This is a genomic window from Mesorhizobium sp. WSM1386, from assembly GCF_055901595.1.
On sequence record NZ_CM148373.1, the window covers coordinates 165925 to 190092 of the forward strand.

Here is a 24168-nt window from a genome sequence, read left to right on the forward strand (position 1 = left end):
CGATCGGATGATAGCCAAACGGCGAAAATTGTGGAACCGTTGCGGCGAGAAATAACCGCGTGGGGCGAAGGCATGGTGACGGACGAGGCGCGGGCGAAACTTGCCGCAATTCCGATGCTGGCCGGCTATACCGGGCCGCTGGATCGGCTCGGCGGCCTCACCAACCTGGTCTTCAAGGCCGGCGAGTTTTGCCTGCGCATTCCCGGCAAGGGCACGGAAGAGTATATCAACCGCGCCAATGAGGCGGTGGCGGCGCGCGAGGCAGCCAAGGCAGGCGTCAGCCCCGAGGTGCTGCATGTCGACCCCGGCACCGGGATGATGGTGACGCGATTCATCGCCGGCGCCGAGACGATGTCGCCGGAGAAATTCAAGGCCCGGCCGGGCAGTCCGGCGCGTGCCGGCGAGGCCTTCCGCAAGTTGCATGCTTCGGGCGCCGTATTCCCGTTCCGCTTCGAACTGTTTGCGATGATCGACGATTATCTCAAGGTGCTGTCGACCAAGAATGTCGCGCTGCCCGCCGGCTATCACGACGTGGTGCGCGAGGCCGAGACCGTGCGATCGGCGCTTGCCGCGCATCCGCTCCCCGTCGTCGCCTGCCACTGCGATCCGCTGTGCGAGAACTTTCTCGATACCGGAGAGCGGATGTGGATCGTCGACTGGGAATATTCCGGGATGAACGACCCGCTCTGGGATCTCGGCGACCTCAGCGTGGAAGGCAAATTCGATGCCGCGCGGGACGAGGAGATGATGCGCGCCTATTTCGGCGGCGAGGCGACGCCGGCGGAGCGCGGCCGCGTCGTCATCTACAAGGCGATGTGCGACCTGTTGTGGACGCTTTGGGGCCTGATCCAGCTCGCCAACGACAACCCGGTCGACGATTTCCGCGCCTATGCCGACGGGCGGTTTGCCCGCTGCAAGGCGTTGATGGAGACGCCGGAATTTTCACGGCACCTGGCGGCCGTGCGTAGGGGCTAGTTCACGCCCTTCGGCACGTTTTCCGGCGGCACCGTCGTCTCGACCACTTTCTGGCGGTGGAAGATGAACAAGCCGGCGAGCACCACGATGCCGGAACCGATCAGGATGCGCGGGCCGGGAACGTCGCCGAAGAACGCCAGCCCGAAGACCACCGCCCATAACAGCAGCGTGTAATGCAGCGGCGCCAGCGTCGAGGCCGGCGCCAGCTTGAGCGCCCTGGTGATCATCAGATGCGCGCCGCAGGAGACGATGCCGAGCAGCAGCATGGCGCCGAAATCGAGCGCCGACGGTGTCTGCCAGGCGCCGATGGTCATGACGCCGCCGACCACCAGCGTGCCAATGGTCTGCCACGTCACCAGATTGGTGTCGCTGGTGCCGCGCAGCCGGCGGTTGAGGATGATGGCAAAGGCAAAGGCGATGCTGCCGACGAGCGCAAAGCCCGACGACAGCGAAAACGCCGCCGAAGACGGCTTCAGCATGATCAGTACGCCGCAGAAGCCGAGCAGGATCGCCGCCCAGCGGCGCCAGCCGACCTTTTCGCCGAGCAGGAAATGCGATAGCGCGGCGACATAGATCGGCCCGGCCATGTAGAAGCTCATGACGTCGGCGAGCGGCAGATAGACGACGGCGGCGTAGAACAAGGCTGTGTCCAGCGTCGTCGCCACCACGCGCAGGATCTGCAGCCCCGGCCGCTCCATCTGGAACAGCCTGCCGGCGCCCTGGTTGGCGATCATCGGACCAAGCACGAAGAAGGCGCCGATCGACCGGATCAGCACCACCTGGCCAACGGAGAAGCTGGTGACCAGCCACTTGCCCATCGCGTCGTTCAGCGCAAACAGGAAATCGCCGGCCAGCATCAGCAGAATGCCGGCCAGTAGCACGTTCCTGATCGTGGAATTTTGCGCCACGGGTTGCGTCATGCCGATCCCGAATCCTCCCTTTTCGTAACTGCGTCCTAGACGGAAGCGGCCACTTTGACGAGGAGAATCCGGGAAAGGGCGAGACCAGAACCGGGAATCGACTGGGCCTACCCGGCCTGATGCCTGCGGTTGACCGTTGCCGGCCGGCCGGGGATGGACAGCCTGGTGTCCTGCCTTGTCCTTTCCGCCACCACCTTGCCCCTGGCGACGACGCAAATGCGCTCGGCGCGCAGGCGCAGCGCCTCGATCGGAGAGCCGGCGTCGAGAATGACAAGGCTGGCGCGCTTGCCGACCGCCAGGCCGAGATGATCGAGCCCCATGATCGCAGCATTGACGCTGGTGACCATGTCGAAGCAGCGCGCCATGTCGGCCGGGCTCGACATCTGGGCCACATGCAGGCCCATGAAGGCCACGTCGAGCATGTCGGCGGTGCCCAGCGAATACCAGGGATCGAGCACGCAATCCTGGCCCCAGCCGACGCGGATGCCTAGCGCCTGCATCTCCTTGACCCGGGTCAGGCCGCGGCGCTTCGGAAAGGTGTCGTGGCGGCCCTGCAGCATGATGTTGATCAGCGGGTTGGGAATGGCCGACACACCGGCCTCGGCAATCAGCGGCAGGAGCTTCGAGACATAGTAATTGTCCATCGAATGCATCGAGGTGAGGTGCGAGCCGGCGACCCTGCCCCGCAGGCCGAGGCGCTGCGTCTCATAGGCCAGCTGCTCGATATGGCGCGACAGCGGGTCGTCGGTCTCGTCGCAATGCAGGTCGACCATCAGGCCGCGTCTTACCGCGATCTCGCAGAGTTCGGTCACCGAGCGCGTACCATCGGCCATGGTGCGTTCGAAATGCGGAATGCCGCCGACCACATCGACGCCCATGTCCAGCGCACGAATGGTGTTTTGGCGTGCCGTCGGCGAGCGATAGAAGCCGTCCTGCGGAAAAGCCACCAACTGCAGGTCTATGTAAGGGGCGATCGTCTTCTTGACGTCGAGCAGGGCCTCGACCGCCAGCAGCCGGTCGTCGCAGACATCGACATGGGTGCGGATGGCGAGCAGGCCCATCGACACCGCCCAGTCGCAATAGGCGAGCGCCCGGTCGCGCACCGCCTCATGTGTCAGCAGCGGCTTCAGTTCGCCCCAGAGCGAAATGCCTTCAAGCAGCGTGCCCGACGCGTTGATGCGCGGAATGCCGTAGGAGAGCGTCGCGTCCATGTGGAAATGCGGGTCGACAAAGGGCGGCGACACCAGATTGCCATACGCATCGATTGCCACACCGGCGGTGACATTCAGTTCGGGCTCGATTGCCGCGATTGTCTCACCGATAATGCCGATGTCGGCGATGGTGCCGTCAGGCAGTGTTCCGCCGCGCACGATAAGGTCGAAATCCATCGTTCGTCATCCCCTGAAGAATCACTCTGGCATGGTGGCGCAAAAGGCACCATGCCACAGCCGTTTCTTGCCGACCGTTGCGGACAGTTCCCTCCGGCGGCAACTCCCTCTATAAGCCGCCTTCGTCCTCCCGGCATCAAGGATCAGCCGTTGTTTCGTTTCTTCCGTTCGACGGAAAACCAGCGCCTCGTCGCAAGGCTGCTCAAGGAATCTTTCCGGCAGCACAGGGTCGGCTACGGCGCCGCCATCCTGTCGATGCTGGTGGTGGCCGGCATGACGGCTGCCAGCGCCTGGATCCTGCGCGAAATCACCAATGAATTCGTGATCGACAAACGGGTCGACCGCGTCAACATGATTGCCCTGGCGGTCGCCGGAATCTTCGTCGTCAAGGGCCTCGCCAATTTCGTGCAGGCCTATTTCATGAGCCGGGTCGGCAACGCCATCATCGCCGAGCGGCAGCGCAAGATCTACGATCGCATCCTGGCGCAAGGCATCGAATTCTATCATTCGACCTCGTCGTCCGACCTGATCACCCGCATGACCAACAATGCCCAGGCGGCGCGCAACGTGCTCGACCTGATCGTCACCTCCTATGTGCGCGATCTGGTTACCTTGGCTGCCCTGATTGGGGTCATGGTATGGCAGCAGCCGGCGCTGTCGCTGATCTGCTTCGTCGTCGGGCCAGTCGCCATCTATGGCGTCAACCGCATCCTGAAGCGTGTGCGCAAGTTCGCTGCCATGGAGTTCCGCTCGGTCGGCCAGATCGTACAGGTGATGCAGGAAACCGCGATCGGCGTGCGCGTGGTCAAGTCCTTCAACCTCGAAGGGTTGATGCGCAAGCGCATGTACAAGGCGGTTTCGGACGTTGAGGACAGGGCCAACAACATCGCCGCGCTGGAAGCGGTGACCAGCCCAGTGATGGAGACGCTGGCCGGGCTGGCGATCGCCGGTGCGGTCATGGTGAGCGGCATGCTGGTTCTGCAGGGCGGCCAGATGCCCGGCAACATCATGGCCTTCATCGCGGCGCTGCTGCTGGCCTATGAACCGGCAAAGCGGCTCGCGCGCGTGCGGATATCGCTGGAAAGCGGCATTGTCGGCGTGCGCATGATGTTCCAACTCGCCGACGAACCGCTGACGCTGGCCGAAAAACCGGATGCGAGACCGCTTCTGGCCGGGCCGGGCGAGATCCGCTTCGACGCCGTCAGCTTCGCCTATCAGAATGGCCCGCCGGTGCTGGATCGGTTCGACCTGGCCCTGGCGCCCGGCAAGATGACGGCGCTGGTCGGGCCTTCCGGCAGCGGCAAGTCGACGATCCTGAACCTGATCATGCGCATGTACGACCCGCAGGGCGGCAAGGTGCTGCTCGACGGCCAGGACATCTCCCACGCCACACTCGCCTCGCTGCGGGAAAAGATCGCCTATGTCAGCCAGGATACGTTCCTGTTTGCCGGCACGATCATGCACAACATCCGGCTCGGGCGGCAGGATGCGACCGACGAAGAGGTGATCGCCGCCGCCAGGGCGGCCAACGCGCATGACTTCATCATGGCGCAGGCGAAAGGCTACGAGACCGACGTCGGCGAGAATGGCGGCCTCTTGTCCGGCGGCCAGCGCCAGCGCATCTCGATCGCACGCGCCATGCTGCGCAACGCCGAAATCCTGCTCCTGGACGAGGCGACCAGCGCGCTCGACGCCGAATCGGAAGCGCTGTTCCGCGACGCGCTGCAGCAACTGACCGAAGGCCGCACGACGATCGTCATCGCGCACCGCCTGTCGACGGTTCACCAGGCCGATACGATCGTGGTGCTGGAAGGCGGCAAGGTGGTAGAGAGCGGCCCACACCGGACCTTGCTCAAGCAGGGTGGGCTGTATCAGAAGCTCTATGAGTACCAGTTGATGCCGTGAGGCGCTTCTTCCTTCTCCCCTTGCGGGAGAAGGTGGCCTCGCGTAGCGAGGTCGGATGAGGGGTGCTCCAGCTTGGCGCCGCTGGCACTCCGTCACCCACCCCTCAACCGTCTCGGCGCTGCGCACCGATCCACCTTCTCCCACAAGGGGAGAAGGGAAGAACCGCGCTATTCCGGTACGTGCCGCACCGCGCCCTTGTCGGCGCTGGTGGCGAAGGCGGCGTAGGCGCGGAGCGCCGTCGTCACCTTGCGTTTGCGCTTTTCCTCGGGCTTCCAGGCCAGGGCGCCTTTTGCCTCCATTGCAGCACGCCGGGCATCGAGCTCTTCATCGCTGACCGCCAGGCGAATGGTGCGGTTGGGGATGTCGATCTCGATCGTGTCTCCCTCCTGCACCAGTCCGATCGTGCCGCCCTCCGCCGCTTCCGGCGAAGCATGGCCGATCGACAGGCCCGATGTGCCGCCCGAGAAGCGGCCGTCGGTGACCAGCGCGCAGGCCTTGCCGAGCCCTTTCGACTTCAGATAGCTGGTCGGGTAGAGCATTTCCTGCATGCCGGGGCCGCCGCGCGGGCCTTCATAGCGGATGACGACGACATCGCCGGCCTTGATCTCGTTGGACAGGATCGCCTTGACCGAGGCATCCTGGCTTTCGAACACGCGAGCTGGGCCGGTGAACTTCAGGATCGACTCGTCGACGCCGGCGGTCTTCACGATGCAGCCGTCGAGCGCCAGATTGCCCTTGAGCACGGCAAGGCCGCCGTCCTTCGAGAACGGCGTCTCGGCCGATCGGATGACGCCTTTCTCGCGGTCGAGATCAAGATCGTCCCAGCGGCGATCCTGGCTGAAGGCGACCTGCGTCGGCACGCCGCCGGGTGCGGCGAGGAAGAAATCGCGGACGTTCTGGCTGGTCGTGCGCGAGATATCCCAATGGTCGAGCGCCTCGCCAAGGCTTGATGTGTGCACCGTCGGCAGGTCGCGGTTAATCAGTCCGGCTTTGTCGAGTTGGCCGAGGATCGCCATGATGCCGCCGGCGCGGTGGACGTCTTCCATGTGGACGTCGGACTTGGCCGGCGCCACCTTGCAGAGCACCGGAACCCGCCGCGACAGCCGGTCGATGTCCTCCATCGTAAAGTCGACCTCGCCCTCGTGCGCGGCGGCCAATATGTGCAGCACCGTGTTGGTCGAGCCGCCCATGGCGATATCGAGCGTCATGGCGTTCTCGAAGGCGCCTTTCGAGGCGATGCTGCGCGGCAGTGCGGTTTCATCGTCCTGTTCGTAATAGCGCTGGGCCAGATCGACGATGAGATGGCCGGCCTCGACGAACAGCCGCTTGCGGTCGGCATGCGTCGCCAGCGTCGAACCGTTGCCGGGCAGCGACAGGCCAAGCGCCTCGGTCAGGCAGTTCATCGAATTGGCGGTGAACATGCCCGAGCAGGAGCCGCAGGTCGGGCAGGCCGAGCGCTCGATAACCTTGACGTCCTCGTCGGAGATCTTGTCGTCGGCGGCCGCGACCATGGCATCGACCAGGTCGAGCGCCTGCGTCTTGCCGGCCAGCACCACCTTGCCGGCCTCCATCGGCCCGCCGGAGACGAAGACGGTCGGGATGTTGAGGCGCAACGAGGCCATCAGCATGCCAGGGGTGATCTTGTCGCAATTGGAGATGCAGACCATGGCGTCGGCGCAGTGGGCGTTGACCATGTATTCGACGGAATCGGCGATCAGTTCGCGCGACGGCAGCGAATAGAGCATGCCGTCATGGCCCATGGCGATGCCGTCATCGACGGCGATGGTATTGAATTCCTTGGCGACGCCGCCGGCCTTCTCGATTTCACGCGCGACCAATTGGCCAAGGTCCTTCAAATGGACATGGCCCGGCACGAACTGGGTGAAGGAATTGACCACGGCGATGATCGGCTTGCCGAAATCACTGTCCTTCATGCCGGTGGCGCGCCAGAGGCCCCGGGCGCCGGCCATGTTGCGGCCATGGGTGGTGGTGCGGGAGCGATAGGCAGGCATGTTTTTTCCTTGGTGGCTGGCCGCAGCCGAGGAAGGGCGCGGCGGCGCTGAATTCGGATCGCAGGCGTTATAGACGCGCAAGTCCGGTCTGGCCACAATTTTGCTATGCGCCAGATTCCGCGAAAAACCGGATGTCGCAAAAAATTTCAGGCCGCTGTCGGATCGCTCGGCGCATGGCCGTCCTTGGGCAGACGGCAGGAATGGCACCATTCTCGGAGTCAGCCGTTTCCCTGTAACAGCAAAGAGCAAACCGAGGAGCACGACATGCAAAAGATCACCACCTGCCTGTGGTTCGACGGCCAGGCCGAAGAGGCGATGAATTTCTATGTCTCCATCTTCAAGAATTCGAAGGTGCTGAGCGTGATGCGTTGGCCCGAAGGCCATGCCGATGAAGGCAAGGTGCTGGTGACCACGTTCGAACTCGACGGCGTGCCGTTTCAGGCGCTCAATGGCGGGCCGCAATTCAAGTTCAACGAGGCGATGTCACAGTCGATCGACTGCAAGACGCAGGAAGAGGTGGATTATTTCTGGGAGAAGCTCACCGAGGGCGGCGAGCCCGGCCCCTGCAGCTGGCTGAAAGACAAGTTCGGCGTTTCCTGGCAGGTCGTGCCGGAGCAGCTGCCGAAGCTGCTTCTGGATCCGGACCGGGCCAAGGCAGGCCGGGTGATGTCGGCGATGATGAAGATGGGCAAGATCGATATTGCGAAGATCGAAGAGGCGGCGAAGGGGTGAGTGAAGCCCTCAACGCCGCGCTGCCCCTCATCCGCCCTTCGGGCACCTTCTCCCGTGAACGGGGAGAAGACAAGCTGGCGCTTACGCCGCCTTGTCGCGGACCTGGTAGTCCTTGATGGTGGCGAAGCGGATCGCTTTCCAGCGTTCGGCTTCGTAGTTCAGCGAGAAGGCGTGCTGGGCGAGGAATACAGGGTCGTTGTCGAGGTCGCGGGCGATGTCGCCGCGATGCGCCTCGATGAAGCGGAGTGTCTCGGCCTTGTCGTCGGCCGAGATCCAGCGACACACTGAGAAGCGCGACATCTCGAATTCGACCGGCAGCGTGTATTCGAAGTTCAGCCGCTCCTTCAGCACGTCGAGTTGCAGCGCGCCGACGACGCCGACGATGGCCGGCGAGCCGTCCTCGGGCGAAAACAGTTGCACGACGCCTTCCTCGGCCATCTGGTGCAGCGCTTCCTTGAGCTTCTTGGCCTTCATTGCATCGCCGAGACGCACACGGCGCAGGATTTCGGGCGCGAAGTTCGGCACGCCGCGAAACAGGATTTCCTCACCCTCGGTCAGCGTGTCGCCGATGCGCAGCGTGCCGTGGTTGGGAATGCCGACGACATCGCCGGCGAACGCTTCGTCCGCTGTGACGCGGGTGCGGGCAAAGAAGAACTGCGGCGCCGAGAGCGACATCGGTTTGCCGGTGCGCACCAGCTTGGCCTTCATGCCGCGCTCGAGCTTGCCCGAGCAGACTCGCACGAAAGCGATGCGGTCGCGGTGGTTGGGGTCCATGTTGGCCTGGATCTTGAAGACGAAGGAGGTCATCTTCTCCTCGGTCGCCTCGATCGTGCGGGTGTCTGCCTCCTGCGCGCGCGGCGGCGGGCCAAAAGCGCCAAGCGCCTCGATCAGGTCGCGAACGCCATAATTTCGCAGCGCCGAGCCGAAATAGACCGGCGTCAGATGGCCCTCGCGAAAGGCTTCTATATCAAGGGGTCGGCACGCTTCTCGCGCCAGTTCCAGTTCCTCGATGAAGGCCTCGCGCTCGTTCTCCGGCAGCAGGCCGGCGACGCGGTTGGAATCGGGACCATTGACTGGCGTGCGTTCCTTCTCGTCGTCGCCCCTGCGCACCGCGTTCAGCGCCAAATGGTAGGTGCCGGAGAACGTCTTGCCGCGGCCGATCGGCCAGGTGATGGGCGCTGTATCCAGCGCCAGCTTCTGCTCGATCTCGTCGAGGATTTCGAACGGATCGCGGCTTTCGCGGTCCATCTTGTTGACGAAGGTGATGATCGGGATGTCGCGCAGCCGGCAGACCTCGAACAGCTTCAGCGTGCGCGGCTCGATGCCCTTGGCGGCGTCGATGACCATGACGGCCGAGTCGACCGCCGACAGCGTGCGATAGGTGTCGTCGGCGAAATCCTCGTGGCCGGGCGTGTCGAGCAGGTTGAAGACATTGTCCTCATACTCGAAGGTCATCACCGAGGTGACGACCGAAATGCCGCGCTCCCGCTCGATCTTCATCCAGTCGGACCGGGTCTGGATGCGGTCCTTCTTGGCCTTGACCTCGCCGGCAAGCTGGATGGCGCCGCCGAACAGCAGCAGCTTTTCGGTGAGCGTCGTCTTGCCGGCGTCCGGATGCGCGATGATCGCGAAGGTGCGGCGGCGCGATACCGCCTGTTCGATGTCTTCAGCCAATTTCTGGAATCCTGTCTGTGGCGCGGGCTTCTAGCAGCGCATTTCGGGCCTGTCGAACAGATTTGGCCGGATTGGGCTGCCGGCACTTGAGATAGGTTCGACGCGATGGCATCAGAAGACCCTGTTCGACGGAGGTTCCGCATGGGCGCAGCCAAGCAAGTGATCGTCATCGGCGCCGGTATCATCGGTGCTTCCATGGCCTGGCACCTGACCAGGGCCGGGGCGCGGGTGACGGTCATCGCCGCCGACAGCGCCGCAGGTGGGGTCGCCACGCCGAACTCCTTTGCCTGGATCAATGCCACATGGGGCAATCCGGAGCCCTATTTCCGGCTGCGCACCCGCGCCATGGCCGAATGGTCGCGGCTGGCGCGGGACCTGCCCGGCCTGCCACTCAGTTGGTGCGGCGGCCTGTGCTGGGATTTGTCGGCGACCGACATGGAAACCTATAGCGCGCAGCATTCGGCCTGGGGCTATGGCATCGAGCGCGTCGACCGTGTCGGCGCGGCACGTATAGAGCCTAATCTCATCGAACTCCCGGACGTCGCTTTGCATGTCGCCGAAGAGGGCGTTGCCGAGCCGGTCGCGGCAACGAAGGCGCTGTTGGCCGATGCCGAACGACGCGGCGCGCGGATCATCTCCAGCACGGTGACGGCGCTTGTCCAGACAGGCGGCAGGATTTCGGGCGTCGACACATCGCATGGGCTGCTTGCCACCGACGAGGTGGTGATCGCGGCCGGCGTCGGCTCGGCGGATATTGCCGCCACCGCCGGCATAAATCTGCCGCTCGAGACGCCACCCGGCCTGATCGTCCACTCGCGGCCCCACCAGAAACTGCTGAACGGACTGGTGCTGGCCGAGCGGCTGCATATGCGCCAGACGGCCGAGGGCCGCATCATCGCCGGTTCCGATTTCGCTGGCGCCAACCCCGGCATGGATGCGCAAGCCACCGCCAGCGAACTGTTCGCGATCCTGAAAGCCAGCCTGCGCGGCGGAGACGGGCTGGCGCTCGATTTCCACACGGTCGGCTACCGGCCGACGCCGATCGACGGTTTTCCGATCATCGGCCGCGCCGAGGGCATGGACGGTGTCTATGTCAGCGTCATGCATTCCGGCATCACGCTGGCGCCGGCCGTCGGCCTGTTTGCCGCTCGCGAAATCCTTGACGGCGAGCGCGATCCGCTGCTGGCGCCCTATGGATTGGGTCGCTTCGCTCAATAGCTTGGCGGGCGGCTGAAGCCACCGGTCAACGGCGTCATTGCCCGGGCGATGGCGAGCAGACGAGCTTCAGACCAGTTTGTTCCTGCCGGCCATCGACCGGGCCGTGACCTTCGCTATGGCTCCCGAAGCGATACCCGGTTGCGGATCATTGATCCCCGCGTCGACAAGCACCCGCGTCGACAAGCAATTGGCTTACTGGAAATTGAAATACAGCGCCGGCGGGTATTGCTGCCCTTCGGTGGCCGTCGCGGTTGCCCCCGCGGCCGACCTGATTCCGCCTGTCGACGTGTCGTCCAGGGGCGGCCGGGTCACCTGGGCCGTGGCGGCATTGTCTTGCGTCACCACAACTTTCTTCTTGGCCTCCGCCGCTTGCGACAAGACAAGCAGCACGAGCAGTGCGGACAGAACGAGTTTCATGGACAGTTTTCCTCTCTGGCTACAAAGCGCGCGCATTTCCTGGATAGGCTCATGCGGCGCGCCCAAGTTCCTCTTTCTGGAGTCATCAACTCCACCTCGCCGCTGTGCGCGGCTTGGCCGCCTCACTGCCTGAATCCGGACTCGTCGAGCAGGGCGACCTGCTTGCCGTCGATATAGAAGCGAATCGCGTGCGCCTCGTTATCGACGTCGATGCGGGTCGGCTTGGCGGCCACCACAGCCGTTGCGCCCTTGAGGTATCTCGAGTGAGAGTCGCCGGCCGGCGCGTATCGAAACAGCAGCACCAGTGCGATGCAGCCTGCGGTAAATACGATGAATGTCAGTCTGGAAGAGGCGTTTGCGGTCATCCGGTCATTCCTTCAATTCGAGGTGGCATTACGGTTCGGTTGCTACCGGGCTTCTCAGCCTGGTTTCGCCGTTGCTCGATGGGAGCGTGTCACAGCTTTTCGAAAGAAAGGGGAATGACCTCCCCGGCGCACGTTCAGAACGTTCGCTGACAGTATGCCCCTTGCCCTTCGCGAGCTTAGCGCCGGCCCACAAGCCGGGAAGGCTGCACGCGCGGAATGCCGTGGAATTCTCTGGAATTCCTCTTATATTAGCAGATCGAAAAGTAAGGTGTGAGGTTTTGCCACGGCGTGTTATGGCGAAAACCAAACCGCAAAGGCAGCCACGTGGCACAGCACATTGCTCAGAAATTACGGCTGACTTCGGCGTTGTTGGGGACGGTAACCCGCAAGGATCTGGCGGCGGCTTTCCGGTCCGTCAATCCGAAGACCTCATTCGATCTCGGCCGTGCCGACAAATGGCTGCAGGGCCGCGCCCAGCCGCGCGAGCATAGTGTGTATGAAGACTGGGTGAAGCTGCTGGGCTTGGAACAGTCAGGCGCATGGATCGCCGACTGCGACCTGCCAAACTTCACGGCCGCGATCGCGACCCGCCACAACATCGACAGCGCAGATCTCGAACGCCGCGCCGGGTCTCAGTTCGAGACCTCGTCCAACCATGAAGAGCGCAGCCTCGCCTTGGCGCTTGCCGGTACCTATGCATGCTATTCGCGTGCCTGGTCTCCTTACTATCGCGGCCAATTCATCAGGGGCATCCTGTCGATGGAGCCGGGGCCTGGCTCACATGGCCTGACCGCCAGCTATCGCGAAATCTTGCCGACAGGCCAGTTGGTGCTTGGCGGCCCGGTCACGCCGGCCAAGCGTGCCCTTTACATGCATCTGAGGGAAGTCGGCGGGGATGCGCAGTTCTTCGTCAGCCTGTTCCCGCGGTCGCAGCCGGGGAGCGTTCTTGGCGGATATATGTGTGGAACGGCGATTATCGGCCCGGAGGCGCAGCCGTCGCTTACAAGGATCCTCATGGTGCGTCTGCGCGATCAGGCGCGGGGCGCCACCCCGTGGGGCGGATACCTGCTGCCCGATGAGTCGATTTCGGCAGATCTGGCATCGGTCGGCATGTCCATCGAGCATCCCGAGCAGGTCGACCGGCAGCTCACGCGGTTCCTCGTTGGAGGGAGCGATGGCGGCGTCCACCAGATCCCGCCTGCCGAGTTCCGCGCCATCCTCGATGTCTTCGACCGCCACTGGCTGAAGCACTCGAGCGCGCGGCAAGGTGTCTGAAGTGCCAAACGCCGGATGTCGCGGGGCGCTGACTGATTTGTAACCTAAAGGGCCAGAGCAAGCCTTGCAGATGCGGGCGCAAACGGTCGAATGGCGATGCCATCCCGGGTCATGGTGACGAAGCTCGACGGCGGGATCGCCTGCCAATCGCCGCCCTCGCGATCGAACGGTTCGGAGACGATGCAGCGGCCGCCGCCTTTTCGCAGGGCGGAGGTGTAGAGCGTCGGCGCGTGAGCGTCGGTGGCATAGCGCACCGCATGCAGCGCCTGCCCGTCCGAGAAGGCGGCGGTGAGCTTCAGCGCCGGTTCGAGGCCGGCGCGGCGCGAAGCGTCGAGCACGCGGCTGGTGGCGCGCGACACCGCGCCTTGCGGGTCACCGGCCAATCCCTCGTCGATCATCAGCAGGAAAAACAGTTCGGAATCGGTGGTGCCTTCGCGCTGGTCGAAGACGGAGTCGCAGAGCGTGTTCTCCAGCGCGCGGCGGATCTTTTCGAAGCCACCTATCTGGCCATTGTGCATGAACGACCAACGGCCCGAGATGAACGGATGGCAGTTCATGCGGCTGGTGGCGCCGCCGGTCGAGGCTCGCACATGGGCAAGGAACAGGCCGGATTTGATCTGCCGGCACAGGCTCTTCAGATTGGGATCGGACCAGGCCGGCAGGATGTCGCGGTAGAGGCCGGGCTCCGGCCGGTCGCCATACCAGGCAAGGCCGAAACCATCGCCATTGGTCGGCGATTTCGCTTCCTGGGCGCAATGGCTCTGGGCAATCAGCGAGTGGCAGGGCGCGGTGAGGATGTCTTCGAGAAAGACCGCTTCACCGAGATAGGCCGCCCATCGGCACATCGCTATCGTCCTTAGGCGCGATCCGGAAGAGCCGCCGGCTCCTTGGTCGCATGCGTGCCTCTGTTGTGCGTCCGCTCGTAAAGCTCGCGAACGATTCGGCTGGCGGTAGTCTCAAACAGAAATGGCAAGAAAGCGTGAACGAGCGCGGCACCGGCCGCCGTCAGCAGCCGCGAGGAAAACCACGCCGCAAAGGCCATATGGCTGAAATAGGTTTCGCCGACCTTGGCCGGATGAGAGGTGAAAATCCTTGCGACCGACATGCTGGTTCCCCTTCAGCGCTTCAGGTTCCGATATGAGTATCCTGACACGCTTCGCAGGTTCATTGGTCTCAAAATGTCCTTGTATTTTGCCATTTTGTGGGACACACATCCCACATGGCGCTGGATATCGATGAAATCGACCGGAGATTGCTAACCGAATTGCAACGCGACGGCACGCTGTCGGTCGACCAGCTGTCGGAGCGGGTGGCCTTGTCGCGCAATGCCTGCTGGCGGCGCGTCAAGCGGCTGGAGGAGGATGGCGTCATCACCGGCCGGGTGGCGCTGGTCGATGCCGAGAAGCTCGGACTTGGCCTTTCGGTGTTCATTCTGGTCCGCACGTCCAATCACGATCCCGACTGGCTGCAGAAGTTCCGCGCGGCGGTGACCGGTCTTTCCGAGATCACCGGCGTCTACCGCATGTCCGGCGACCTCGACTATGTCCTGCGCGCCCGCGTCGCCGACGTGAAGGCCTACGACCGGCTCTACCAGCGGCTGATCGCCAAGGTGGCGCTGTCCGATGTCTCCGCCTCTTTCGTGATGGAGGAGATCAAGGAGACGACGGTGGTTCCGATGGAAGTGCGCTAAGGTATGTTGATATTCAGGTGATGCCGGCCTGCAAACGACGGGTTTCTCCGCTTCCGGTGCTCACGGACCGAATGTCCGCTCCGCTCCGGTTCTCGAAATCCGCCGTTTTCGACTCGGCCTGACCTGAATCTCAACACACCTCAGGCCATACTGATGCCTGAAAGAAAGCCGTTGATAGGCTTGCGGGCGAATTGACCGAATCGGCATTCGCGCCGATAGGATCGATTTTATGCGCGCAGCCCTCCAAAACCCCTCCGTCATCGGTCCGACTGTCGGCGTCGTCAGGCTGCCGCATGCTGAAGGACTACCGCTTCCCGCTTACGAAAGCGCCGGCGCCGCCGGCATGGACCTGCGCGCGGCGGTGCCTGACGACCGGCCGCTGCTGATCCTGCCGGGAAAGCGCGCTCTCGTGCCGACCGGGCTGATCCTCGAAATCCCCGAAGGCATGGAAGGCCAGGTGCGGCCGCGCTCCGGCCTGGCTTTCAAACATGGCCTTACCGTCCTCAATTCACCGGGCACGGTCGACAGCGACTATCGCGGCGAGGTGAAGGTGCTGCTGATCAATCTCGGCGACGAGGATTTCGCCGTGACGCGCGGCATGCGCATTGCCCAGCTGGTTTTCGCGGCGGTGACGCAGGTGGGCGTCGAAGAGCGCTCGCTGGCCGGCGGCACCGCGCGTGGCTCCGGCGGGTTCGGATCGACCGGCACCGCCTGATGCAAATTCCAAAGCTGGTCATCTTCGACTGCGACGGGATCCTGGTCGACACAGAGAATCTCGCCAACCGACGCCTCGCCGAATGGCTGAGCGTGGCGGGCTACCCGACCAGCTTCGAATATTGCCGCAAGAACTTCTCCGGCCGCAGCATGGTGTCGGTGCAGAAGGAAATCGAAGCCGACACCGAAGTCCGGCTCGGTGCCGACTTCGTCGATCGCTGGAACGCCGGCCTGCCGGACCTGTTCGCCCACGGCGTCGAGGCAATCCCCAATGTCCGCGAGTTCATCGAGGCGGTTCGCGCGGCCGGCATCGCCTATTGCGTCGCCACGTCGGCCCGGATCTCGAAGATGCACATCACGCTTGGCCAGACCGGGCTGTTGCCGCTGTTCGAACATGCGATGTTCAGCGCCACCATGGTCTCGCGCGGCAAACCGTTCCCGGACCTGTTCCTGCATGCGGCCAAGACGATGGGCTTTCCGGCTGCCGACTGCATCGTCATCGAGGACAGCGTCGCCGGCACGCAGGCCGGCATCGCCGCCGGCATGCGGGTGTTTTCCTATCATGGCGACCCCTATTCCGACCGCGATGGCCTGATCCAGGCCGGCGGCATCCTGTTCGACGACATGCGCGAACTGGCGGGACTGGTGCCGATCCACTGATCCGCCGGGCTTGATGGACGGGCTGGACGCCGTGGGGCGCTGTGCTACGGTCCGTGCGCCCGACAGCCCGAGGCGTCCATGCCAACGAACCTCTTTCGCTTCATCCTCGCCTTGGTGCTGCTGCCACTTTGCTGGACCGTAGCCGGCGCGCAGGCCGTCAGCTTTCCGGATCTCGGCAGCGCGCTGCCCGGCCGCACCGATGTGACCTATCTCGATCTGGCAAAAATGGTCATTCCGGGCCTCGCCGCTAATAAGGACGGCTTCTACAAGGGCGGGTTGCCCATCGACATGCGCCACATCGAGGGACCGGATGATGGCGGGTCGCCACCCGAGACCTCCAGCTTTTCCAATGCCGCGGTGCTGGCCATCAAGGCCGGCGGCAAGGACCGGCTGGCGATGCTGTTCGACCTTGGCGATTCTCCCGACAGCGCCGAGGGCTACGCGGTGCTGGCGCTGTACGACATCACGGCCAAACCGAAATTGCTCGACGCGGCCAATGTCGCGGTCGACCGCGGCACCTATTTCCGCGAGCCGAACAAGCTTTCGATCGGCGACGGCGACGACGCGCTCATAACCATGAGCGCGCATTTCAATTCGAACCAGAACTATGTGGCCACGCCGCTGATCATGGTTGCCAAGGACAGGTTCGAACTGATCGACATGATCTATACGTTCGATGAGAAGCTGTGCGCCTACAGCCGCAAGCAGGACATCGGGTTCCAGACCATCGCGGACGGACAGCCTTATGCCGCCATCAAGGCGACAGTCACCGACGCCACCGAGCCAAGCGGTGAAAGCTGTGACGAGGCCGCGCCCAAGGCTGCGTCGCACGAGATTTCCGTCACCTACCATTGGGACAAGACGCACTACGTCAAGGATTCCGACGCGTTCGAAAAATTGGCAGCAGAGAACGAGAAACGCTTCTGAACCCGGCGCATTCATTTGCCCGGGCAAGGCGGGCAAGCTAAAATCCGCGCCATCGCACTGCACATATGGGGGAATTGCCATGGACAAGGGTAATATCTTTCGTGACCTGCATGCCTCGACCTTCGTCATGCCCAATCCCTGGGATGTCGGCACGACGAAGCTGCTTGGCTCGTTCGGCTTCAAGGCGCTGGCGACGACCAGCGCCGGCTTTGCCTTTTCGCGCGGCCTGCCGGATGGCGCCGTGACCTTCGACCAGATGATCCATCATTGCCGCGACGTGACGGCGGCGACCAGCCTGCCGGTTTCGGCCGATCTCGAAAAAGGCAAGGGCGACAGCGCCGAGCAGGCCGCCGAAACGATCTTCGCAGCGGAAGCGGCGGGCCTTGCCGGCTGCTCGATCGAGGACCACACAGGTGACCCCGACAAGCCGATCTATGATTTTGCCCACGCGGTCGAGCGCGTCGCGGCGGGGGTGGAGGCGGCGCGGGCGCTGAAGCGCGATTTCGTCTTCACGGCGCGGGCCGAGAACTTCTTGTGGGGCAAGTCCGACCTCGACGACACCATCAAGCGGCTGCAGGCCTTCGAGAAGGCAGGCGCCGACGTGCTCTATGCGCCTGGTATCGACGACGTCGAGATGGTGCGCACCATCTGTTCGGCGGTGAGCAAGCCGGTCAATGTCATGGCGCGGCCAGGCTTCACCATCGCCGATCTCGCCATGGCCGGCGTCAAGCGTATTTCGCTCGGGCCGTGGCTGACCAATTTCGCCTACGGCATGCTGGAAACGGCGGCGCGCGAGATCCAGCAGGACGGGACGTTCGGCTTCACCCGCGCCGCCATGCCGTTCGGCAAGTTGCAGGCGCTGTTTCGTGAGTCCTCATGAACAGGGAAGTCCTCATGAATAGGCCGGGCGGCGGATTCCCGCGCCACTGAGCCGAGTTTAGCCCCGCGAGGGGTTAGCCGCCCGCGCCGAAATCGCCTTGTGCAGGTGCACCATCATGGCGGCGGCGAAAAGCGGCGTCACCAGGTTGAGCAGCGGCACGGCGAGGAAGGCTGCTATGACCAGCCCGGCGAGGAACACCGTTCCGGCATGGTGCCTGCGCAAGGCCCTGGCTTCCTCCTCCGGACGGAAGCGCATGGCGGCGAATTCGAAGAATTCCCGCCCGAGCAGGTAGCCGTTGACGACGAAGAAGGCGGCGATGTTGATGCCCGGCACCAGCAGAAGCAACAGGGCGACGATGTTGCCGAGGATGACGACGCCGAAGAACTTTATCGCCAGCACCAGCGAGCGCAGCGCCGGCATGGCGCGGCCGGGTGGATCGCCGGGATAATCGGTGCGCTCGACCACTTCGGCGACATCGTCGAGGAACAGGCCGGCGATCACGGCCGTCACCGGCGCGACGAGCAATGCCATGCCGAAGGCGAGCGCAATTGCTGCAATGATGCCGCCCAGCCAGCCGGCCCAGGACGGTATGCCCGGCAACAGCGTCTGCAGCCATGGCAGGGCCAGCCATTCGACAAGGCTGGTCAGGCCGAACCACAGGGCGACCAGCGCCAGCAGGGTCAAGCCCAGCGTCTTGAGGAAGACGGCCCGAAAAGGCGGTGAGAGCAGCTCAAGGGCCGCGGTGCGGGCAGCGTCGAAAATCACCGTGCTTCAACCCCTCGATGAGCAGACACCGCCGAATGGACGGACGCTCCCGAGATAGGCAGCCCAAGCCATGAGCACAAGCGCGCAGCTATCTTGCAAGCGCCGGCTTGCGAACCGGGATGGTCATGGCCGCGACGCCGGCAACGACACAAGCCATGCCGAGCCACGCAGTCGGCCCCAGGGTTTCGCCGAGGAAGACAGCGCCGATGCCGACGCCGATCGGCACGCGCAGATAGGCCTGCGACGTCGTGCCGACCGAGCCCAGCGTGTGGATGAGGCGGAAATAGATGACGAAGGCGAGCGCCGTCGAGAACACCGACAGGCCGAGCAGCGCCAGGATCGACGCCAGAGATGGCGTGAGCGTCCAGGGCTGGTCCACCACCAGGCTGAGCGGCACCAGCATCACCGCACCGCAGAGCATCGAACCGGCCGCCGGCAGCATCGGATCGAGGCCTTTGAAGCCACGGCCGAAAATCGCGGCGCCGGCATAGCAGATCGTCGCCACGACGATGGCGAGCTGCGCCCACAGTTCATGACCGAGACCGCCCAGCGCTTCGGTACCGATGATGAGGCAGATGCCGGCAATGCCGGCGCCGACGCCGACCAGTTTGCGCAGCGTGACCGGTTCGTGGCGGGTGATCAGCGCGGTGAGCAGGAAGGTGAAGATCGGCGAGGTCGCGTTCAGGATGGTAGCGAGGCCGGCATCCACCGAACGCTCGGCGGCGGCGATCAGCGTGAACGGGACGACGCTGTTGAGGCATGCCTGGAAGGCGAAGCGGCGCCAGCTCGCCGCATCGCTGGGCATGGCAAGCCCACGCCAATGGATGATGGCCAGAAGAATAGCGCCGGCAATCAAAGTGCGGGCGGCAATGAAGGTGATCGGCGGGATCGTCTCGACGCCGATCTTGATGAAGGTGTAGGAGGCGCCCCACAATACAGCCAGCACGCCGAGCAGCGCCAGGTCGGTCATTGTATCGTTTCGTGTCGGCATCCGCTGGCTCGCCTTCGGGCTGTGATCGAACAGGCCAGAGTTGTAGGCAAGGCCGCGAAAAAATGCTTCGGCCACGATCGAATTGTCGTAGCGCCTCACGTGGATGCGCTGGGATGATCCGCCAAAGTTGAGTGCCGCGCTCTAGGCAAAGCCGTTTCGAATCGCTAGACCCGCGCCCGGCCTGCATGGCAAGAAGCTGGCTCTGGTTTTTGGCGGAGATATTGATGCCGGATTATGACGTGCTTTGCATCGGCAATGCCATTGTCGACATCATCGCCCAGTGCGAGGAGGAATTCCTCGAAACCAACGGCATAATCAAGGGCGCGATGAACCTCATCGATACCCATCGCGCCGAACTGCTCTACAGCCGCATGGGTCCGGCGATCGAAGCCTCCGGCGGCAGCGCCGGCAACACGGCGGCCGGCGTCGCTTCCTTCGGCGGCCGTGCCGCGTTCTTCGGCAAGGTTTCCAACGATGCGCTGGGCGAAATCTACGCGCACGACATCCATGCCCAGGGCGTCGCCTTCGACACCAAACCGCTCAAGGGCGAGCCGCCGACGGCGCGCTCGATGATCTTCGTCACCCCCGATGGCGAGCGCTCGATGAACACCTATCTCGGCGCCTGCGTCGAGCTCGGGCCGGAGGACGTCGAGGCCGACAAGGCGTCTGGCGCCAAGGTCACCTATTTCGAGGGCTATCTGTGGGATCCGCCGCGCGCCAAGGAAGCGATCCGGCAGACAGCCAGGCTGGCGCACGCGGCAGGCCGCGAAGTGTCGATGACGCTTTCGGATTCGTTCTGCGTCGACCGCTATCGCGACGAATTCCTCGAGTTGATGCGCTCGGGCACCGTCGATATCGTCTTTGCCAACAGCCACGAGATCAAGTCGCTCTACCAGACATCGTCGTTCGACGAGGCGCTGGCGCAGATCCGCAAGGATTGCCGGATCGCCGCCGTGACGCGGTCCGAGAAAGGCTCCGTCATCGTGCGCGGCGACGAGACCGTGGTCATCAAGGCCACCGCCATCAAGGAGCTGGTCGACACGACCGGTGCCGGCGACCTCTACGCCGCCGGCTTCCTGCATGGCTACACGCAAGGCCGCGACCTCAAGACCTGCGGTGATCTTGGCTCACTGGCGGCCGGCCTGGTGATCCAGCAGATCGGCCCAAGGCCAAGACAGAATTTGCGCCGCGAGGCCGAGCAGGCGGGGTTGTTGTAGGGGGCACTTTTTTCCTTCTCCCCCTGTGGGAGAAGGAAAAAGCGCCCCGCTGCTCACCGTCGCGTCACTGTCACATATCGCTCCTACACGACATCGCGAGCCTCCCGCGACTGACATTTCGGGGCGCGCCCGCAATCAGATGGATGTTCAAAATGCAAGGCAGCAAGCTGTCGGGCGGCGCGGGTCGTTGCCGTCGCGATCTTCGTTTTCAGCACTAGAAATTCAGCAACCGGTCGCGGCTAAGGGAGGAGCGCGGCCCGGAAGACAGATGCATGAACAGATTTCAGACAACCGGTCTCGGACAGGACGACTTCGCGGAGATGGTCGCGGAAGACGTCGAACGCGCGCTTGCCCATTATGACGAGGCCATAAACCAAGCCACCGTGGTCTCCGTCGGCAAGATTGCCGGCAGCATAGCGTCCGCCGTCACCTCACTGTCGCCGAGACACCAGCGCGCCATCGACACCATCCATGCCGACCTTCCCGGCCTTGCCCAGAAATTCGTGCGCGCGCTGGCGGCGGAAGCGGCGCGCCGCAGCGAAGCCGGTGCCGCCGGCCTGCCGGTGCCTTTGTCGGCCAGCGCACCACCTCCCCCGCAACCCGACGACCTCGAATCGATGCTGATCGAGGACTGGGCCGGCCGCGTCGCCGGCTCGACCTATCTGGAAGAGAACCTCCGCATCGCTCGTTCGACCCTGCACCGCTGGCAACGACGCGGCGACGTCATCGCCTTGCGCAAGGGCGGCCGCAAGCACGTTTTCCCGCTGGCGCAGTTCGTCGACGGCAGGCCGGTCGCGGGCATAAGCGAAGTGCTCAAGCTGATCGGCAATCCGAGGCTCGCCTGGCTGTGGCTGACACGCCCGGCGGCGCAACTCGACGGCCGCATACCGATCGATCTGCTGCGAGCGGATCAGGTTGACGAGGTTGTCGAGGCCGCGCGGGTTTTCGCACCGGGCTGAGCTTCGTTCGAAAAGCGTTCACAGTCTCCCAATCGGCTCTTGCCTGCTGCCCGGATCGCCGCTCAAGTCCCCGCCGTATAGGCTGCGATCGCCGCCATGTTGACGATGTCTGAGTCCTTGGCGTTCAGCGACACGATCTGCACCGGCTTGTTGAGGCCGACCAGCAGCGGGCCGATGACCGTCGAGCCGCCGAGTTCCTGCAGCATCTTGGTCGAGATCGAGGCCGAGTGGAACGCCGGCATGATCAGCACATTGGCCGGGCCGGTCAGCCTGATGAACGGGTATTGTGCCATGGCGCGTGCGTTGAGCGCGACGTCGGCGGCCATTTCGCCGTCATACTCGAAGTCGACGCGGCGCTTGTCGAGGATGCGCACGGCCTCCTGAACGCGCTCGGAGCGCTCGCCCTGTGGGTGGCCGAAGGTGGAATAGGCGAGCATGGCGAGCCTCGGCTCGTAGCCCATGCGGCGGGCAAAGCCGGCCGCTTCCTCGGCGATGTCGGCGATCTGCTCGGCGTTGGGCATGTCGTGCACGGCGGTATCCGCAACGAGCACAGTCTTACCCCGCGCGAGCACGATCGAGACGCCGATGACGCGGTGGCCGGGCTTGGCGTCGATGACGCGGCGGATGTCGTCGAGCGCGGTGGAATAGTTGCGGGTGACGCCGGTGACGATGCCGTCGGCGTCGCCCAGCGCCACCATGCAGGCGGCGAAGTGGTTGCGGTCGTTGTTGATCAGGCGCTGGCAGTCGCGGAACAGGAAGCCTTTGCGCTGCATGCGCTCGTAGAGGTAGTCGGTGTAGATGCCGTTGCGGCGCGACAGCCGGGCATTGATGATCTCGATGCCTTGCTTGTTGAGGTCGATGCCGGCGTGCTTGGCGTTCTCCTTGATGACGTCGTCTCGGCCAAGCAGGATGGCGGTGCCGAGCTTCTGGTTCACATAGGAGACGGCGGCGCGCATCACTTGCTCCTCCTCGCCCTCGGCGAAGACGATGCGCTTGGGCTGGCGGCGCACGCGGTCATAGATGCGCTGCAAGGTGGAGGCGATCGGATCGCGCCGGGCGGACAGTTCCTGCGCGTAACGGTCGAGGTCGAGGATGGGCTTGCGGGCAACGCCCGAATCCATCGCCGCCTTGGCCACCGCGAGCGGAATGGCCGAGATCAGGCGTGGGTCGAACGGCACCGGAATGATGTAATTGGGTCCGAATCTCGGCCTGTTGCCCTGGTAGGCGGCGGCGACGTCGTCGGGCACGTCCTGGCGCGCGAGTTCGGCGAGCGCGCGCGCGGCGGCGATTTTCATGTCGTCGTTGATGGTGGTCGCCCGCACATCCAGCGCACCGCGGAAGATATAGGGGAAGCCGAGCACGTTGTTGACCTGGTTGGGGTAATCGGACCGCCCCGTGGCCATGATCGCGTCGGTGCGGATCTCGGCCACTTCTTCCGGCGTGATCTCGGGATCTGGATTGGCCATGGCGAAGATGATCGGGTTCTTGGCCATCGACTGCACCATGGCGGTCGTCAGCGCGCCCTTGGCGGAGAGGCCGAGGAAGACATCGGCGCCGTCGAGCGCTTCGGCAAGGCTGCGCCTGTCGGTCTTGACCGCATGCGCCGACTTCCACTGGTTCATGCCTTCGGTGCGGCCCTGGTAGACGACGCCCTTGGTGTCGCACAGGATGATGTTTTCCGGGGCAAAACCCATCGCCTTCATCAGCTCGATGCAGGCGATGCCGGCGGCACCAGCACCGTTACAGACCAGCCTGGTGGTCTTCATGTCGCGACCAGTGACCTCCAGTGCGTTGATCAGGCCGGCGGACGAAATGATGGCGGTGCCGTGCTGGTCGTCGTGGAAGACCGGGATATCCATCAGCTCGCGCAGGCGCTGCTCGATGATAAAGCATTCCGGCGCCTTGATGTCTTCGAGATTGATGCCGCCGAAGGAGGGGCCGAGATAACGCACGCAGTTGATGAACTCCTCGGCATCCTCGGTGTCGACCTCGAGGTCGATGGAATCGACATCGGCGAAGCGCTTGAACAGCACCGCCTTGCCTTCCATGACCGGCTTGGAGGCCAGCGCGCCGAGATTTCCCAGACCGAGAATGGCGGTGCCGTTGGAGATGACGGCGACCATGTTGCCGCGCGTCGTGTAGTCGAAGGCGCGGCTCGGATCCTCGGCGATGGCGCGCACCGGCACGGCGACACCCGGCGAATAGGCGAGGCTGAGATCGCGCTGCGTCGTCATCGGCTTGGTGGCGACGATCTCCAGCTTGCCGGGCCGGCCCATCGCGTGGAATTCGAGCGCTTCCTGCGCGCTGACGGACGGACCGCTGTTCTCGGTTTTCCTGGCCATGATGTCTTGATTTCCTCGCCGGTGCAGCACCTCCTTGAAGCGGGTGCTTTGTTTCGGTCCGAATTAAGACCACGCGCCGCCGCGTGTAAACCGCCAGCGCGTGGGAATCGCAGGCCGGCGCGCAAATGCCGGCAAGCGACCA

23 protein-coding genes are annotated in these 24168 nt (G+C 64.0%); 12 read left to right on the forward strand and 11 right to left on the reverse strand.

Annotated features, from left to right (window positions below; genetic code table 11):
- Window positions 1–72: 72 nt before the first annotated feature.
- Complete coding sequence (locus AC0NIH_RS00770) at window positions 73–975, forward strand: phosphotransferase (RefSeq protein ID WP_473463493.1); 903 nt, start codon at window positions 73–75, stop codon at window positions 973–975.
- Here AC0NIH_RS00770 and AC0NIH_RS00775 read toward each other — a convergent pair.
- Together AC0NIH_RS00775 and AC0NIH_RS00780 are read right to left on the reverse strand one after the other, a co-directional pair.
- Window positions 972–1895 (reverse strand): DMT family transporter, encoded by a 924-nt coding sequence (locus AC0NIH_RS00775; protein WP_224731650.1) that lies wholly within the window; start codon window positions 1893–1895, stop codon window positions 972–974. The genes AC0NIH_RS00770 and AC0NIH_RS00775 overlap by 4 nt on opposite strands.
- A gap of 107 nt (window positions 1896–2002) precedes the next feature.
- Complete coding sequence (locus AC0NIH_RS00780; protein WP_287272683.1) at window positions 2003–3283, reverse strand: amidohydrolase family protein; 1281 nt, start codon at window positions 3281–3283, stop codon at window positions 2003–2005.
- A gap of 150 nt (window positions 3284–3433) precedes the next feature.
- On the opposite strand from AC0NIH_RS00780, the gene AC0NIH_RS00785 reads away from it, so the two are divergent.
- Window positions 3434–5188 (forward strand): ABC transporter ATP-binding protein, encoded by a 1755-nt coding sequence (locus AC0NIH_RS00785; RefSeq protein WP_473463497.1) that lies wholly within the window; start codon window positions 3434–3436, stop codon window positions 5186–5188.
- Window positions 5189–5355: 167 nt separating this feature from the next.
- Here the strand turns inward: AC0NIH_RS00785 and ilvD are convergent, their stop codons facing one another.
- Complete coding sequence (ilvD, locus tag AC0NIH_RS00790; protein ID WP_473463500.1) at window positions 5356–7200, reverse strand: dihydroxy-acid dehydratase; 1845 nt, start codon at window positions 7198–7200, stop codon at window positions 5356–5358.
- A 264-nt stretch (window positions 7201–7464) separates the two neighbouring features.
- Here ilvD and AC0NIH_RS00795 point away from each other — a divergent pair, with 264 nt between their 5' ends.
- Window positions 7465–7932: a VOC family protein gene (locus AC0NIH_RS00795; RefSeq protein ID WP_287272672.1), complete on the forward strand. Its 468-nt coding sequence runs from the start codon at window positions 7465–7467 to the stop codon at window positions 7930–7932.
- 81 nt (window positions 7933–8013) lie between these two features.
- On the opposite strand, the gene AC0NIH_RS00800 is transcribed toward AC0NIH_RS00795, so the two are convergent.
- On the reverse strand, window positions 8014–9606 hold the full coding sequence (locus AC0NIH_RS00800; protein ID WP_023766338.1) for a peptide chain release factor 3: 1593 nt from the start codon (window positions 9604–9606) through the stop codon (window positions 8014–8016).
- A gap of 141 nt (window positions 9607–9747) precedes the next feature.
- On the opposite strand from AC0NIH_RS00800, the gene AC0NIH_RS00805 reads away from it, so the two are divergent.
- Window positions 9748–10824 carry an NAD(P)/FAD-dependent oxidoreductase gene (locus AC0NIH_RS00805; RefSeq protein ID WP_473463503.1) on the forward strand — a complete coding sequence of 359 codons (1077 nt, stop codon included), beginning with the start codon at window positions 9748–9750 and terminating at the stop codon, window positions 10822–10824.
- 192 nt (window positions 10825–11016) lie between these two features.
- Here the strand turns inward: AC0NIH_RS00805 and AC0NIH_RS00810 are convergent, their stop codons facing one another.
- Together AC0NIH_RS00810 and AC0NIH_RS00815 are read right to left on the reverse strand one after the other, a co-directional pair.
- Window positions 11017–11241 (reverse strand): hypothetical protein, encoded by a 225-nt coding sequence (locus tag AC0NIH_RS00810; RefSeq protein WP_287272547.1) that lies wholly within the window; start codon window positions 11239–11241, stop codon window positions 11017–11019.
- A gap of 122 nt (window positions 11242–11363) precedes the next feature.
- The gene (locus AC0NIH_RS00815) at window positions 11364–11606 is read right to left on the reverse strand and encodes a hypothetical protein (RefSeq protein ID WP_013891414.1); all 243 of its coding nucleotides are present in this window, start codon (window positions 11604–11606) and stop codon (window positions 11364–11366) included.
- 324 nt (window positions 11607–11930) lie between these two features.
- Between AC0NIH_RS00815 and AC0NIH_RS00820 the strand changes: the two genes are divergently transcribed.
- Entirely contained in the window at window positions 11931–12881 is a 951-nt protein-coding gene (locus AC0NIH_RS00820) for a hypothetical protein (protein WP_473463505.1), read from the forward strand.
- A gap of 44 nt (window positions 12882–12925) precedes the next feature.
- On the opposite strand, the gene AC0NIH_RS00825 is transcribed toward AC0NIH_RS00820, so the two are convergent.
- Both AC0NIH_RS00825 and AC0NIH_RS00830 read right to left on the reverse strand, forming a co-directional pair.
- Window positions 12926–13726 (reverse strand): class II glutamine amidotransferase, encoded by an 801-nt coding sequence (locus AC0NIH_RS00825; RefSeq protein WP_473463508.1) that lies wholly within the window; start codon window positions 13724–13726, stop codon window positions 12926–12928.
- 11 nt (window positions 13727–13737) lie between these two features.
- Complete coding sequence (locus AC0NIH_RS00830; protein ID WP_023766333.1) at window positions 13738–13986, reverse strand: DUF6356 family protein; 249 nt, start codon at window positions 13984–13986, stop codon at window positions 13738–13740.
- A gap of 114 nt (window positions 13987–14100) precedes the next feature.
- On the opposite strand from AC0NIH_RS00830, the gene AC0NIH_RS00835 reads away from it, so the two are divergent.
- From AC0NIH_RS00835 to AC0NIH_RS00855, 5 genes are all read left to right on the forward strand, one after another.
- Entirely contained in the window at window positions 14101–14571 is a 471-nt protein-coding gene (locus tag AC0NIH_RS00835; RefSeq protein WP_287272548.1) for an Lrp/AsnC family transcriptional regulator, read from the forward strand.
- Window positions 14572–14800: 229 nt separating this feature from the next.
- Entirely contained in the window at window positions 14801–15286 is a 486-nt protein-coding gene (gene dut / locus AC0NIH_RS00840) for a dUTP diphosphatase (RefSeq protein WP_023775783.1), read from the forward strand.
- A complete protein-coding gene (locus AC0NIH_RS00845) occupies window positions 15286–15945 on the forward strand; it encodes an HAD family hydrolase (RefSeq protein ID WP_473463512.1) in 660 nt (219 codons plus the stop codon). The genes dut and AC0NIH_RS00845 overlap by 1 nt, the downstream gene beginning before the upstream one ends.
- A 78-nt stretch (window positions 15946–16023) precedes the next feature.
- Window positions 16024–16872, forward strand: coding sequence for a hypothetical protein (locus AC0NIH_RS00850; RefSeq protein ID WP_473463514.1), 849 nt, complete (start codon window positions 16024–16026; stop codon window positions 16870–16872).
- Window positions 16873–16951: 79 nt separating this feature from the next.
- Window positions 16952–17752 carry an isocitrate lyase/PEP mutase family protein gene (locus tag AC0NIH_RS00855; RefSeq protein WP_473463516.1) on the forward strand — a complete coding sequence of 267 codons (801 nt, stop codon included), beginning with the start codon at window positions 16952–16954 and terminating at the stop codon, window positions 17750–17752.
- Window positions 17753–17809: 57 nt separating this feature from the next.
- Here the strand turns inward: AC0NIH_RS00855 and AC0NIH_RS00860 are convergent, their stop codons facing one another.
- Both AC0NIH_RS00860 and AC0NIH_RS00865 read right to left on the reverse strand, forming a co-directional pair.
- On the reverse strand, window positions 17810–18517 hold the full coding sequence (locus AC0NIH_RS00860; RefSeq protein ID WP_473463518.1) for a sulfate transporter family protein: 708 nt from the start codon (window positions 18515–18517) through the stop codon (window positions 17810–17812).
- Window positions 18518–18605: 88 nt separating this feature from the next.
- Window positions 18606–19508 (reverse strand): DMT family transporter, encoded by a 903-nt coding sequence (locus AC0NIH_RS00865; protein WP_473463529.1) that lies wholly within the window; start codon window positions 19506–19508, stop codon window positions 18606–18608.
- 224 nt (window positions 19509–19732) lie between these two features.
- Here AC0NIH_RS00865 and AC0NIH_RS00870 point away from each other — a divergent pair, with 224 nt between their 5' ends.
- On the forward strand, window positions 19733–20725 hold the full coding sequence (locus tag AC0NIH_RS00870) for an adenosine kinase (RefSeq protein WP_140570392.1): 993 nt from the start codon (window positions 19733–19735) through the stop codon (window positions 20723–20725).
- A gap of 272 nt (window positions 20726–20997) precedes the next feature.
- Entirely contained in the window at window positions 20998–21684 is a 687-nt protein-coding gene (locus AC0NIH_RS00875) for an antitoxin Xre/MbcA/ParS-like domain-containing protein (protein WP_473466314.1), read from the forward strand.
- 62 nt (window positions 21685–21746) lie between these two features.
- Here AC0NIH_RS00875 and AC0NIH_RS00880 read toward each other — a convergent pair whose 3' ends face one another.
- Entirely contained in the window at window positions 21747–24026 is a 2280-nt protein-coding gene (locus AC0NIH_RS00880; RefSeq protein WP_023775790.1) for an NADP-dependent malic enzyme, read from the reverse strand.
- Window positions 24027–24168: the final 142 nt, after the last annotated feature.